11 protein-coding genes are annotated in these 14,524 nt (G+C 60.6%); 2 read left to right on the top strand and 9 right to left on the bottom strand.

What is annotated here, in order from left to right; all coding sequences use genetic code 11:
* Window positions 1–153: 153 nt before the first annotated feature.
* A complete protein-coding gene (locus KGB24_RS02110) occupies window positions 154–1,341 on the top strand; it encodes a pyridoxal phosphate-dependent aminotransferase (protein ID WP_223416070.1) in 1,188 nt (395 codons plus the stop codon).
* 99 nt (window positions 1,342–1,440) lie between these two features.
* On the opposite strand, the gene KGB24_RS02105 is transcribed toward KGB24_RS02110, so the two are convergent.
* The 7 genes from KGB24_RS02105 to KGB24_RS02075 form a co-directional block, all read right to left on the bottom strand.
* The gene (locus tag KGB24_RS02105) at window positions 1,441–2,418 is read right to left on the bottom strand and encodes an NAD(P)-dependent oxidoreductase (RefSeq protein WP_223416109.1); all 978 of its coding nucleotides are present in this window, start codon (window positions 2,416–2,418) and stop codon (window positions 1,441–1,443) included.
* Window positions 2,419–2,439: 21 nt separating this feature from the next.
* The gene (locus KGB24_RS02100; RefSeq protein WP_223416069.1) at window positions 2,440–3,738 is read right to left on the bottom strand and encodes an MFS transporter; all 1,299 of its coding nucleotides are present in this window, start codon (window positions 3,736–3,738) and stop codon (window positions 2,440–2,442) included.
* Between the two features lie 114 nt (window positions 3,739–3,852).
* Complete coding sequence (locus KGB24_RS02095) at window positions 3,853–4,827, bottom strand: sugar kinase (RefSeq protein WP_223416068.1); 975 nt, start codon at window positions 4,825–4,827, stop codon at window positions 3,853–3,855.
* Complete coding sequence (locus KGB24_RS02090) at window positions 4,820–5,602, bottom strand: sugar phosphate isomerase/epimerase family protein (protein ID WP_223416067.1); 783 nt, start codon at window positions 5,600–5,602, stop codon at window positions 4,820–4,822. The genes KGB24_RS02095 and KGB24_RS02090 overlap by 8 nt, the downstream gene beginning before the upstream one ends.
* A gap of 154 nt (window positions 5,603–5,756) precedes the next feature.
* The gene (locus KGB24_RS02085) at window positions 5,757–6,782 is read right to left on the bottom strand and encodes a LacI family DNA-binding transcriptional regulator (RefSeq protein WP_310650436.1); all 1,026 of its coding nucleotides are present in this window, start codon (window positions 6,780–6,782) and stop codon (window positions 5,757–5,759) included.
* A 138-nt stretch (window positions 6,783–6,920) separates the two neighbouring features.
* A complete protein-coding gene (locus KGB24_RS02080; protein WP_223416066.1) occupies window positions 6,921–7,529 on the bottom strand; it encodes a LysE family translocator in 609 nt (202 codons plus the stop codon).
* Window positions 7,530–7,581: 52 nt separating this feature from the next.
* Window positions 7,582–8,421 carry an AraC family transcriptional regulator gene (locus tag KGB24_RS02075; RefSeq protein ID WP_223416065.1) on the bottom strand — a complete coding sequence of 280 codons (840 nt, stop codon included), beginning with the start codon at window positions 8,419–8,421 and terminating at the stop codon, window positions 7,582–7,584.
* Between the two features lie 212 nt (window positions 8,422–8,633).
* On the opposite strand from KGB24_RS02075, the gene KGB24_RS02070 reads away from it, so the two are divergent.
* Window positions 8,634–10,568, top strand: a complete 1,935-nt coding sequence (locus KGB24_RS02070) for a fibronectin type III domain-containing protein (RefSeq protein WP_223416064.1) — start codon at window positions 8,634–8,636, stop codon at window positions 10,566–10,568.
* A 37-nt stretch (window positions 10,569–10,605) separates the two neighbouring features.
* On the opposite strand, the gene KGB24_RS02065 is transcribed toward KGB24_RS02070, so the two are convergent.
* A complete protein-coding gene (locus KGB24_RS02065; RefSeq protein WP_223416063.1) occupies window positions 10,606–11,247 on the bottom strand; it encodes a DUF1345 domain-containing protein in 642 nt (213 codons plus the stop codon).
* Between the two features lie 176 nt (window positions 11,248–11,423).
* Window positions 11,424–14,522 (bottom strand): efflux RND transporter permease subunit, encoded by a 3,099-nt coding sequence (locus KGB24_RS02060; protein ID WP_223416062.1) that lies wholly within the window; start codon window positions 14,520–14,522, stop codon window positions 11,424–11,426.
* Window positions 14,523–14,524: the final 2 nt, after the last annotated feature.

Below are 14,524 nucleotides of genomic sequence, written 5' to 3'. Positions count from 1 at the left end.
GCGGAATTGACTGTCAGCAAAGGAGCCCCAGTCAGTAGGAGATATCGCTGAATTTCTGTCGGCTAACCCGTTCGTCGATTTCACTGCGGTACTGGCGCGTTGCGTGATTTGAGATAGGGTTGAGACTAGGAACACGCGCGATTGGAGAAATACATGCGCTATTCAGCCTTGACCCAACGAATTGCCGGAGACGGCGCTGCGGCCTGGCAGATTCATTACCGAGCATTGGAATTACGAGAGCAGGGCGTCGATGTGTTGCTGTTGTCGGTGGGCGATCCGGACTTCGATACGCCGCGCCCCATCGTCCAGGCGTGCATTGACAGCCTGCTGGCTGGCGACACGCATTACTCGCAAGTGCGCGGCAGTCGCGGGCTACGCGACAGCATCGTCAGCCGTCACCGGCGTTGCAGCGGTCAAGAGGTCGATGCTGATCAGGTGATTGTGACGCCCGGCGCCCAGTGCGGGGTGTATTCGGTCGTGCAGTGCCTGCTCGATCCGGGCGATGAAGTGATCGTCGCCGAACCGATGTACGTGACTTATGAAGGCGTGTTCGGCGCCTGCGGGGCGAAAGTGGTGCCGGTGGCGGTGCGTCCGGAGAACGGCTTTCGCGTCGATCCGGTGGATGTCGCGGCACGGATCACGCCGAAAACCCGCGCTCTTTTGCTCAACAGTCCGAACAACCCTTCCGGCGCCAGTCTGTCACTCAGGATCTGGCAGGAACTGGCATCGCTGTGTATTCGGCACAATCTGTGGTTGATCAGTGACGAGGTTTACAGCGATCTGTTGTACGAGGGCGAGCACATCAGCCCGGCCAGCCTGCCCGGCATGGCCGAGCGCACCGCGACGCTCAACAGCCTGTCGAAATCCCACGCCATGAGCGGCTGGCGGGTCGGTTGGGTGATCGGGCCCAAACCCTTGATTGACCATCTGGAACATCTGTCATTGTGCATGCTGTTCGGCATTCCGGATTTTGTGCAGAAGGCGGCGCAGGTTGCGCTGGAGGGTGATCTGCCGGAAGTGGCGATGATGCGCGAGGAATACCGTCAACGCCGTGACCTGGTGTGCGCGAATCTGAACTTATGCCCGGGTTTGCGGGCGGTTCGGCCCGATGGCGGGATGTTTGTTATGGTCGATGTGCGCCAGACCGGGGTGTGCGCCCAGCGATTTGCCGAGCGGTTGCTGGAGGGCTATGGCGTGTCGGTGCTGGCCGGCGAAGCGTTCGGGCCGAGCGCGGCGGGGCACATCCGGATCGGGCTGGTGGTGAATCAGCAGAAACTGGCGGATGCGTGTCGGCGGATTGCGTTGTGTGCGGCGGATCTTTTGGAAGCTCGGCGCGCCTGAGGGCCTCTTCGCGGGCAAGCCTCGCTCCTACAGAGGAATCGCTAACTTCTGTAGGAGCGAGGCTTGCCCGCGAAGACTGACTGACAGGCGCTACATCTCTTAATCCATCCACGCCCGCGTGTTCACCAGATTCTTCGGCCGCTCACCCGCCAACGCTGCCAGCAGATTGTCCACCGCACACGTCGCCATCGCTTCGCGCGTTTCATGGGTCGCCGAGCCAATGTGCGGCGTCGCCACCACGTTGTTCAGTTGCAACAGCGGCGAGTCCGGGTTCAGCGGTTCGCGTTCGAACACATCCAGCCCCGCTGCGCGAATCTGCCCGGAACGCAACGCTTCGATCAGCGCCGTTTCGTCCACCACTTTGCCCCGTGAAATGTTGATGAAGATCGTCTCTGGACGCATCAACGCAAACTGTTCAGCACCGATCAGCCCCTCGGTTTCCACTGTCAGCGGCAATGTCAGGCAAACGAAATCGGCCTGCTGCAACAGCTCCGGCAGGCTGCGGTATTGCGCATTGAAGCGCTGTTCCACCGCCGGTTTCGGCGAGTGGCTGTGATAGATCACCGGCATGCCGAAACCGAAATGCCCGCGTTGGGCCAACGCTTCGCCGATTCGCCCCATGCCAATGATGCCCAGGGTTTTGCCGTGCACATCGCTGCCGAAATGCACGGGGCCGATGTTGCGGTTCCACTGGCCGGCACGAACCATGTTCGCCAGTTCCACCACGCGCCGGGCCGTCGCGAGGATCAGCGCAAAACCGGTGTCGGCGGTGGTTTCGGTGAGCACGTCCGGGGTGTTGCTGAGCAGGATTCGCCGCTCGGTCAGGTAGTCGATGTCGTAGTTGTCGACGCCCACCGAAACGCTGGCGATGGCGCGTAGATTCGGCGCCAGATCCAGCAGGCCCGCGTCCAGTTTCAGACTGGCACCGAGCAACCCGTGAGCGCGGGGCAGGGCCTCGCGCAGTTGCGCCAGACCATCGGCGTCGAGGTTGTCGATCAGCGTCACGTCGGTCTGCTCATGCAGGCGAGCCATCAGCAACGGCGAGAGTTTCTTGTACAGCACGACCTGCTTTTTCATCGTATTCATCTCTGCATCAATTCAAGGATGGGCGGCGGTCGGGCGTGTTTGCGCAACCGCAGGACGTTCCCGGTCGCTGGCGCCGGGCTTGAGGAAAATTGTCAGCACCACCGAAAACATCAGCGCGCCGCTCATCAGCAGGTACGACGCGCCCGGCGAACCGGTGGAGCTGTTCAGGTAACCGACCAGCCAAGAGCCGCCAAACGAGCCGAGCGCGCCCATGCTGTTGATCAACGCCATGGCGCCACCGGCGACGTTGGCCGGGAGGATTTCCGGAATGATCGCGAAGAACGGTCCGTAAGGCGCGTACATGCAGGCCCCGGCAATCACCAGCAGGGTGTACGACCACCAGAAGTGTTCGGCGCCCAGCGCGTACGATCCGTAGAACGCAATCGAGGCGATCAGCAGCGGCGGCCAGACAAAGCGTTTGCGCTTTTGCAGTTTGTCCGAGCCCCAGGACACCAGCAGCATCCCGATCACCGCCGCCAGATACGGCAGCGCCGACAGCCAGCCGGCTTCGACCATGTCCATTTGCGCGCCGGCCTTGAGGATCGACGGCAGCCACAGCACGAAGCCGTAGACGCCGATGCTCCAGCAGAAAAATTGCAGGGCCAGGATGATCACTTTCGGCGAACGGAAGGCTTCGGCGTAGTTCTTCACTGCCTTGATGCCCACCTGTTCGGCGGCGAGGGCGCTTTCCAGATCGTGCTTTTCGGCGTCGCTGAGCCACTTGGCCTGGGCCGGACGGTCATCCGCCAGACGCCACCAGATAAACGCCCAGAGCACTGCCGGCAAACCTTCGATGATAAACATCCAGCGCCAGCTGTAATGCTGCACCAGATAGCCCGACACCACCGACATCCAGAGCATGGTCACCGGGTTGCCGAGGATCAGGAAGGTGTTGGCCCGCGAGCGTTCGGCACGGGTGAACCAGTGGCACAGGTAGATCAGCATCGCCGGCATCACCGCCGCTTCGACCACGCCGAGCATGAAGCGAATGACGATCAGCCAGTAGGCGTTGGAGACGATCCCGGTGAGCGTCGCCAGGCTGCCCCAGAGGATCAGGCTGACGAAAATCAGTTTCTTCACGCTGTGTTTTTGCGCGTAGATCGCGCCCGGCACCTGGAAAAAAAAGTAGCCGAGGAAGAACAGTGCGCCGAGCATCGACGACAGGCCTGGCGTGATCATCAGGTCGGCGGCCATCCCGGAGGCGGCGGCGAATCCGTAGTTGGCGCGGTCCAGGTACGCCAGGCTGTAGGTGATGAACACGATGGGCATGATGTACCACCAGCGGCGGGTGGCGAGCGTTGCGGTTTTCATGAGTGGTGCTCCTGAGCTTGTTGTTTTTGTCGCAGCAGGTAACGGGTCAGATCAAGCTTTTGCAGTGGTAGTGATGGCCTCTTCGCGAGCAAGCTTCGCTCCTACAGGTTCGCGCTAAACCTGTAGGAGCGAGGCTTGCCCGCGAACAGCGGTCTCGAATTCGGCGGACATTTCGGATCGGGTCGGCAACCCCTCCATATCCCCACGACTCTGCACCGCACGGCTGCCAATCCAGTTGGCGCGTTTCACGGCGTCGGCAACGCTGTAGTTTTCCAGCAGCGCGCTGATCATGCCGACGGCAAACCCGTCGCCGGCACCGACCGTGTCGACCACTGTTTCCACGGGCACACCCGCCACGAAACCTTCATCCAGATGCGTGCGGTAATACGCGCCGTGCGGGCCGAGCTTGATCGCCACCGCTTCGGCTCCCTGGTCGAGGTAAAACGCGGCGATGTCAGCCGGGTCTTCATAGCCGGTCAGCAAACGACCTTCACTCAAACCCGGCAGCACCCAGTCGGCGAGGGCGGCAAGGCGGTTGATTTCGCTGATCATCTGTTGCGTGCTGGCCCACAGGCTCGGGCGCAGGTTCGGGTCGAAGGACACACTGCGCCCGGCTTCGCGCATGCGCGTCATCAGTTCGAAAGACATCTGTCGCGCCGTTTCCGACAGCGCAGGAGGAATGCCGGTGGCGTGCAAATGCCGCGCCTTGAGCAGTTCGGGGATGATCGACTGGGGCGACAGATGACTCGCCGCCGAGCCGCGCCGAAAGTACTCGACCTTGGGATCGTCGCCATCGTCGGTGCGCGACTTGAGCTGAAACCCGGTCGGGTGTGCGGTATCGAGGGCAACGTTACTGCAATCCAGGCCTTCCTTTTTCAAGGTGTCGATCACGAAACGCCCCAGAGAGTCGTCACCGACCCGGCTCAGCCACGCCACCTTGAACCCCAGTCGCGACAAGCCGATGGCGACGTTGCTGTCGGCCCCGGCAATGCGTTTGTGGAAGTGGTCGACGTTGGCGAGGTCGCCGTTTTGATCGGCGACAAACATCGCCATGGTTTCGCCGAACGACAGGATATCGATCTCAGACATGAGCGCTCTCCAGGCGTGCTTGCCCCAAGTGGGCGAGGGCGGCGACATGCTCGGTGGTGAGCTGCACCAGGTCATCGGCTTGCAGCGGATATTCCGCGGCCCGCATCACGCCTTGGGCCATGTGCCGCAGCAGTTGTTCCCACGAATGCAGGTCGCTGGCAGCAGGTGGAATGGCCACCAGTTTGCCGTCGGCCCGGCGTGACACGGCTTTGCAGTGCACGTAACCGACGTGGCGCCCGAGCAAGCGCGCGGCGCTGCTGGCGGACTGGTCCTGCCAGTGCCAGTTGCCGATGTCGAAGGTCATTTTGATCGGCAGATTGTGTTGCTCGACCGCGGCGAAAAAACGCTGGAACGGTTCGATGCGGCCACCGTGTAGGGTCTGATCGTTTTCCACCAGCAGTTGCACGGCGCTTTTGCCCAGGATCCGGGCGAGGGTTTGCAGGTCGCTGGTGTCGGTGAAGTAACCGAGGGACACCTTCAGCCATTTGGCGCCGAAGGCCTGGGCGCGTTGCAGGGCGGTGATCAGTTGCGGATTGGGTTTGGACTGGCCGGCCAGCCACAATTCCATCGGCGAGGAATACACGCTTTCGAGGCCTTGCGCCTGGGTGGCATCAGCCAGTTGGGCGGGGTCTTCGACGGTCAGCAGTTCTTCGCGCCATTCGATGTGGCTGGCGCCCGCAGCGGCGAGGATATTGATGAAACTGCCTTGACCGCGCTGGCGGACGAGGTCGGCGCCGTAGCTGGAGAGGCTGATGGAAACGGGTGGTTTATGCATTGTCATGGACCTCTGAAACCGGTTTCATTTTTTTTCAAAAAAAAGCAGGAGGTTTTTGTGGCGATCTTTCGGGCCCCTTCGCGGGCAAGCCTCGCTCCTACGGGTTATCGGTGTCCTGTAGGAGCGAGGCTTGCCCGCGAAGGGGCCGGAACATTCACCGAGAATTTCCAAGGGTCGACCCCCGCACAATCAACCGCGCCGAAAAATCCATCGTCCGCACCGGCCCGTCATCCCCGCGCAAGCGCTTGAGCAAGCATTCAAACGCACTCGCGCCCATCTCGGTCGTCGGTTGGGCGAGGGCGGTGATGCCGCTGCCCACCAGCGGGTACCAATCCAGATCATCGAGGGCGATCAAGCCGACATCCTCGAACAACGTGCACTGCAATTCGCGCAACGCATGGGTCGCGGCCAGCGCCGCAATCCCGTTTGCGCAGAACAGCGCCTTCGGGCCGGGGCCGGGTGTATCGAGAAAGGTTTTGAGGTTTGCCGTGAGGTCACTGCCGGTTTCGATCATCGTTCCGCGCAGCGCCGAACGTCGGGCGATCTGCGCCTTGAAACTGCTGACCCGTTCGATCCGCGAACTGGTGCCGTCAAACGGTTCGGTGACCAGCAGCACATCGCGATAACCGCGTTCTTCAAGGTGGGCGATGGCGATCTCGACCGCTGCTGGGTTGTCCAACCCGACCATGTCACTTTCGAGGTGCTCGACCTTGCGGTCCACCAGCACCAGCGGCATCTCTCGATGCAGTTCCTGCAATTCGTCGCGGTGGTGGCCGAGGGTGTTCACGATCAGCCCTTCGATGTTGTACGAGCGCAGCAGGGCCAGATGCTGGCATTCCTGCTCGTCATCGCGGTCGGTGTTGCACACCACCAGGCTGTAGCCGTGTTGACGGCAGGCGGTTTCCACCCCGTGCATCACGGCAATCGAATAAGGGTTGCGGATGTCGGCGACCAGCATGCCGATCAGGCGGGTTCGTCCACGTTTCAGACCGCGAGCCATCTGGTTCGGGCGATAGCCCAGTTCGGCAATCGACTGTTCGATGCGCAACGCAATCGCATCGGACAGCAAGGCGCGATCCTCGCCGATAAACCGTGACACGCTGGCCTTGGAGACCTTGGCATGTTCGGCGACATCAAGCATGGTCACGCGGCTGCGCTGGGCGGCGGAGAAATCGTTCACGGTCTGAAACCTTCTTATTGGAGTTATAAGGTCCGTGCGTTTGAGATCGCACTGAAACCGGTTTCAGAAGACACCAAAAGCAAATACGCCGTCAAGCCCCGCATCGTCGATTGTCCGACAATGGCCGACGAATGGGATTCAGGCCCAAAGACTCAACCAGGCCGACCCCAACAGCAACAGGGCCATGCAGCGATTGAAGCGTTGCATTGAGCGAGGTGAACGCAACCAGCGCGTGGAGCCCGCGCCGAGCAATGCCCAGACCCCAAGGCAGGGCAGGGAAATCAGAAAGAACGCCAGCGACAAAACCATCACATGGGCCAGGCGCTGTTCGCCGGCCCCGGCAAATACACTGACAACCGCCAGCGCCATCATCCAGGTTTTCGGGTTGATCAGTTGCAGGCCGGCAGCGCCCAAAAGACCGAGTCGGGCGTCGGCATTCTGGGTGGTGACGGCCTCTGCCGGGGCGTTGAAAATCTGCCAGGCGAGGTAACTCAGCCAGGCCACGCCGATCCACTGCATCGCGGTTTGCACGAAGGGCCAAGCGGTCAACGACGCCCCGGCACCGCTGCCGACCAACAACACAATTGTCGCGGCGCTGGCACAAGCGCCGAAGATGATCGGCACGGCGGCCACCAAGCCGTATCGGGCACTGTTGCTCAACACCAGGATGTTGGTCGGGCCGGGCGTGATCGACGCCACGAACGCAAACAACAGGAAGGGCAGTAACGTCGGGAAAGTGGACAGCATCGCGGGCAAACTCCGGTGAAGATCTTTGAAGTCGATCTTCACAATCCCACGGTCAACTGTCTGGAAGATTTGAGCAGCGCTTGCGATACAACGCGGGCGTCAGGCCGTAGGCCCGCACGAACCAACGGCCCAGATGACTCTGGTCGGCGAACCCCAGCGTCATGGCCACCGTGGCCGGTTGTTCGCCTCGGGCCAGCATTCTGCGGGCCGTGGCCAGGCGCAATTGCACCAGATAGGCGTGCGGGGCGATGCCGTAAGCAGCCTTGAACGCGCGGGTCAGGCGAAAGCGATCGACGCCCGTTGCCGCGGCCAGTTGGTCGAGGCCGATGTCCTCGTGGGCATGGGCGTGCAGATACTCCCGAGCCTTCTGCGCCACCAACGGCAATCGCGGGTCTTCGCCATAACGGGCACGCCAGTGCAGGTGAGTGGTGAGGCGTTCGAGCAAACCGTCGAGGGCAGTCTGGCGGACGATTTTCAGCTCGCCGTTGTGCAGGGCCTGAAACGCCAGGCTGGTGGCGTGGGCCAGGCGCACGTCGGTGGCCAGGGTATTGGCGAAGCTCAATTGACTGTTGTCCGGCGCGTTGTCGAACACGGCACTGAGCTCGCGCTTCAACCATTGCGGGTCGAGGTACAGCATGCGGTAGGTGAAACCGTCGACCGTCGGTGCTTCGCCATCATGGATGTCACCCGGTTCGAGCAAAAACACCTTGCCCGGCGTGCTCTGGTGCCGGGCCCGCCGGCAGTTGAATTGCTGCACCCCTTGCTCGGTGACGCCCACCAGATAGCTGTCATGCCAGTGCGGATCGTAGGCGTGCCCCTCGAAATGCGCGCGCAGCGTCTCGATGCCGGTGTCGGCGTCCTGGGCCAGGTCGATCCAGTTGTGAGTGGTCATGCTGCACCTGCGAGACGGATTGCCGGGTTATTTAACGCTCGTGGCGCGGGCGGTGCCTAGAACGTTTGTGCACGAAGCGCCAAACGTTGACACCTCGAACAGGTCGGCTTTAGCACAAGCAAAGCTGTCGCGCCACTATCAGGGTTGATAGTGGTGCAAGCGACAGGCATCAGTTTTACTGAGTTGAATTTACTTGCACGAGCAGGCACACCATGAGCAATTACGATGCACCCGGCGGCCAAACCGAAGCGCTGATTGAATCTGTTTCTGACTCTGGAGTGCGAATTTGCTCCCCCGGTAATGTACGAGGACGGCGCACCTCGCTCAACACCGCCCAGTTGACTTGGGACGAGCCCTACGCAACGTGCCACTTATGCCCGGATGCCATTGGCTACGATGTTTACGGAGAGGGCATCACCCCGCAAACTGTGGTTCGGCCGCCTTGCGAACTCAGTGGATTGAATGCAGGCGTCGAATATTTGCTTTATGTCACGGCCAAAGCAGCCGGGAATAATATTTCAACACCCAGCGCTGTTCGCTTTTCCAAACTTACTGCGCCTACCAAGCCGGGCAAGCCGGAATTACGCGACTTGACCCATGCCTCGATGACTTTGTCTTGGACGCCTTCAGCTCCTGAGTGGGGTAACAATAGCTACAGGGTTTATTTGAATGGAACACTCGTTAAACGGGTCAGCCATCCTGAAGTCAAACTCACGCACCTGCAAAGTCATACCGTCTATCGCGTTGAGGTACGAGCAGTCAACAGTGCCGGGGTGTCCGAACCGAGCTTCGCTACCTTCAAAACCAGGCTGCGTCCGCCCTCAAACCTGAGGTTCAGCCAAAGCAATGGCAACTGCCGACTGCTATGGGACCCGGCTTTCAAAACATTCCCAAGTCATGAGCTCTCCATCAATGGCCAGACTTTCACTGCTGACCCAGGGGTTTGTTGGCATCACTTCAAGATGTCGGATGTTTCGCCCGGCCCTGTTCCGCACCACCTCAGGTTCGCGGTCCATGCTCAACTGGATGGCGAAGTTTCCGAGGTGGGGCTGCTCGAGAAAACCGTGGTGGACGACGTTCCTCCGGATCAACCCGGGACGCCAGTCGCCAGCGATATCACCGACAACTCGGTGACCCTGAACTGGGAACCCTCAAGTGACAATATCGGCGTGGTCCGCTATCGAGTGGTCCTCAATGGATTGCTTCTTTTCCACACTCCGGACACTCATCTCACGTTTACACAGTTAACCAGCGGTGCCTTTCACTGGGTGTTCGTGCGCGCACAAGACAAGGATGGAAACCTGTCCGCATGCAGCCCCGCTGCTGTGTTCAAAACGACGGGGCAGGCACCTGCACCGCGGCCTTCCGCTCCGCAGGTAAGTCTCACTGAGGCGAACGCCACCTCGGTAATGCTGAAGTGGATTTACCCAGTGGAGAATCCTGTCAGTGGCGTAAGAATCCTGCTGAATGACGAGCACTTGAAGGACGTACTCCTCTTTGATTTTTATCACCTGCAGAACCTGATCCCCAATGTCGAATATTCAATCAGCGTTGCGGCCTTCGACGTTTACGGACAGCTATCCGAACCGACCATTCTGGTCCATATACCAAAGGACGTGACCCCACCCGGCAAGCCGGGAAATCTGAGCGCGACCGAAGTAGCCACCGATACCGTCACGCTGACATGGGAGGAATCAACAGACGATTTTGGCATTCATGATTATGTGATTTACAACAACCACGAATACTTTGATCGCACGCCGCTGACTCGCTATACCGCCGTCGACTTGCTTCCCGGCACGTACTCATTTGAGGTCTGCGCAATGGATTTGTCCGGCAATGTCTCTGAGACTGCCGCAGTATCTGTCGTCATCGAAAGACCGCCATCGAACCCACCTACCAACTTCCGGTTTACCCAGCCCGGTTTGTTTCCCACGTTGGAATGGGATGCGCCGGATGATATGGAGGAGGTGAGCCGCTACAAGATCGTCTTGACCGGCCCCCAGGGAAACGACCTCCAGCACGAGTCATTCAACACCGTCTTGAAACCTGTCTTGCTTCCACTCACCCATTACAAGGTCAACATCACAGCCAGGAATGCCCTGGGAGGTTCATTGCCGTTGCTTGCAGAGTTCACCACTCGGTAAAAAGTGGACTCAAGGTTGTCGAGGGTTCATGGCACTTTCATCCAAACAACCCCGCAGCAATGTTGATCGAAAACCCGAGAATCGCCGTGTTGAACAGAAAACCGATCAACGACTGCGCCAGCACAATTTTGCGCAAATCCCGAGTGGCCACGCCGACATCGGAGGTTTGCACCGCCACGCTGATGGTGAACGAGAAATACAGGAAGTCCCAATAGTTGGGGGTAGTCAGACCTTCGGCAAAACGCAGTGCCGGGTCCTTGCCGTTCCAAGTGTAGTACAGGCGCGCGTAGTGCACGCTGAAAATCACCCCGATCAGCAGCCATGAACCGATCACGGTCAACGCGGTAAACCCGTAACGCAGCAGCTTACGTGTGGTTTCCAGGTCCTTGCTGCCGGCCAGCTCGAAGGTGATGGTCGCCAGGCTGGCGATTGCGGCGATGCACACTACGAACAGCACCAACCCGGCGTTCTCGTCTTCGACTTCGGCAATGCGTTTCACATCAGGCGCTTTGGAGCGCGTGGTAAGCCAGAGCATTAACACCAGATACGTCCAGACTCCGGCGTTCCAGCCGTAGAGGATTTTGCTGATGATCGAATCGGAAGGAGCCAGAATGCCCACCGCGACACCGAGAGTCGCAGCGGCGGACAGGCGAGGGTGGGTGCGGGCGAGGAAGGGCATGTGAACTCGATGGGCCAGGGTATGCAAACACCTTAGCCCAGCGTGGCCCCCTCTGACCAACGACGATCCCGTGTAGGAGCCGGCTTGCTGGCGATAGCGGTGTGTCAGTCGATATATTTATCGCCTGAAAAGACGTCATCGCCAGCAAGCCGGCTCCTACAAGGGGATGTGTGCGGTTAGCTGTTTTTGTGGCGTTTACGCACCAGCTTCATCACTACCACAAAAAACACCGGCACAAACACCACCGCCAGTGTCGCGGTGATCATCCCGCCAATCACCCCGGTGCCGATGGCTTGCTGGCTTGCCGAGCTCGCGCCAGTGGCGATCGCCAGCGGCACGACGCCGAGGATGAACGCCAGGGACGTCATGACGATTGGCCGCAGGCGCAGGCGCGCGGCTTGCAGGGTGGCGTCGATCAGGTCGTGGCCTTCGTCGTACAGGCTCTTGGCGAACTCGATGATCAGGATCGCGTTCTTCGCCGACAGGCCGATGATGGTGATCAGCCCGACCTTGAAGAACACGTCGTTGGGCATCCCGCGCAAGGTCACGGCCAACACCGCGCCGAGCACGCCGAGCGGCACCACCAGCAGCACCGAAGTCGGAATCGACCAGCTCTCATACAACGCCGCCAGGCACAGGAACACGATCAACAGCGACAACCCGAGCAGGATCGGCGCCTGGCTGCCGGACAGCCGTTCCTGCAGCGATAACCCGGTCCATTCCTGGCCCAGGCCCGCTGGCCCTTGCGCGACCAGTCGCTCGATTTCCGCCATGGCTTCACCGGTGCTGTGCCCCGGTTTTGGCTCGCCGGAAATACTGATGGCCGGATAGCCGTTGTAACGGGTCAATTGGGCTGGGCCCTGAGTCCACTTGGCCTGGACGAAGGCGGACAGCGGCACCATTTTCCCGCTGCTGTTGCGCACGTGGATCTTCAGCAGGTCGGCGACCTGACTGCGTTGATCGCCTTCAGCCTGGACCACGACTCGCTGCATCCGCCCCTGATTGGGGAAGTCGTTGATGTAAGCCGAACCCACAGCGGTGGACAGCACGCTGCCGATGTCGGCAAACGAAACCCCCAGCGCATTCGCCTGTTTACGGTCGACGATCAGTTGCACTTGCGGCGCTTCGGCCAGCGCGCTTTCGCGCACGTTCATCAGGATCGGGCTTTTCTCGGCGGCCGCCAGCAACGCGGTACGCGCCTGCATCAGCGTGGCATGGCCGAGGCCGCCACGGTCCTGCAAGCGGAACTCGAAACCGCTGGAGGTGCCGAGGCCGTCCACCGGCGGCGGCAGGACCGAGAACGCCATGGCGTCCTTGATCTGGCTCAGCGCGATGTTGGCGCGGTCGGCAATCGAACTCGCCGAGTCGTCGCTGCCGCGATCCGACCAGTCTTTCAACGTGGTAAACGCCAGCGCCGCGTTCTGCCCGCTGCCGGAGAAGCTGAAACCCAGAATCACCGTGCTGTCGCCGACGCCCGGTTCGGTGGCGTTGTGCGCTTCGATCTGCTCGACCACCTGCACCGTGCGATTTTTGCTCGCGCCGGGTGGCAGTTGAATGTCAGTGATGGTGTAACCCTGATCCTCCACTGGCAGAAACGAAGAGGGCAGGCGACTGAAGCACAGCCCCAGACCGATCAGCAGCACGCCGTAGATCAGCAGGTAACGACCGCTGCGTTTCAGCGCATAAGCGACCCAGCCCTGATAGCGCTCGGTCAGTTGCTCGAAGCGTCGGTTGAACCAGCCGAAGAATCCGCCCTTGGCGTGATGCTCGCCCTTGGCAATCGGCTTGAGCAGCGTTGCGCAGAGCGCCGGGGTCAAGGTCAGGGCGAGGAAGGCCGAAAACAGAATCGAGGTGGCCATCGACAGCGAGAATTGCCGGTAGATCACTCCGACCGAACCCTGCATGAACGCCATTGGAATAAACACGGCGACCAGCACCAGAGTGATGCCGATGATCGCCCCGGTGATCTGCTTCATCGCTTTGCGCGTCGCCTCTTTGGGCGACAGGCCTTCGGTGGCCATGATCCGTTCGACGTTTTCCACCACCACGATGGCGTCGTCCACCAGAATGCCGATGGCCAGCACCATGCCGAACATGGTCAGTACGTTGATCGAGAACCCCAGCGCGAGCATGGTCGCAAAGGTGCCCATCAGCGCCACTGGCACCACGAGGGTCGGAATCAGCGTGTAGCGGAAGTTTTGCAGGAACAGGAACATCACCGCGAACACCAGCACCATCGCTTCGATCAGGGTGTAAACCACTTTGGTGATCGAGACTTTGACGAAAGGCGAGGTGTCGTACGGGATCTTGTATTCCACATTGGCCGGGAAGTAGCGCGCCAGTTCATCCATCTTCGCCCGCACCAGCGTCGCAGTGCTGAGGGCGTTGGCGCCGGGCGACAATTGCACGCCGACAGCGGTGGACGGCTTGCCGTTCAGACGCGTGCCAAACTGGTATTCCTGGCTGCCGATCTCGACCCGCGCCACATCACCGATGCGCACGGTGGAACCGTCCGGATTGGCCTTGAGCACGATGTCAGCGAATTCTTCCGGGGTCGACAGCTGGCCTTTGACCAGAACGGTTGCGGTGATTTCCTGGGTGGTGCGGGTCGGCAGGTCGCCGATGCTGCCGGCCGAAACCTGGGCGTTCTGCGCAACGATGGCGGCGTTGACGTCGGCCGGTGTCAGGTTGAAACCGATCAGTTTCTGCGGGTCGATCCAGATCCGCATCGCCCGCTCGGCGCCGTACAGCTGGGCCTTGCCGACACCGTCCAGGCGCTTGATCTCGTTCATCACGTTGCGCGCCAGGTAATCGCTGAGCGCCACGTCGTCGAGTTTGCCGTCAGTGGAGGTCAGGGTGATCAGCAGCAGGAAACCGGCGGAGACTTTCTCCACCTGCAAACCTTGCTGGTTGACCGCTTGCGGCAGGCGCGACTCGATGACTTTCAGGCGGTTTTGCACATCCACCTGAGCCATCTCCGGGTTAGTGCCCGGTTGAAACGTCGCCTTGATCGTGGCGCTGCCGAGGCTGCTTTGCGATTCGAAATACAACAGGTGATCAGCGCCGTTGAGCTCTTCCTCGATCAGGCTGACCACGCTTTCGTCCACGGTTTGCGCCGAGGCGCCCGGGTACACGGCGTAGATTTCGATCTGTGGCGGCGCGACATCGGGGTACTGCGCCACCGGCAATTGCGGAATGGACAGGGCACCGGCCAGCAGGATGAACAGGGCAACCACCCAGGCGAACACCGGGCGGTCGATAAAGAACTGCGGCATAG

Origin of the sequence: Pseudomonas sp. BF-RE-25 (genome assembly GCF_019956105.1) — a bacterium.
In the GTDB taxonomy this organism is placed as follows: Bacteria; Pseudomonadota; Gammaproteobacteria; order Pseudomonadales; family Pseudomonadaceae; genus Aquipseudomonas; species Aquipseudomonas migulae.
Note: the sequence above shows the minus strand (reverse complement) of the source record. Positions and strands in the feature narration are given on the sequence as shown.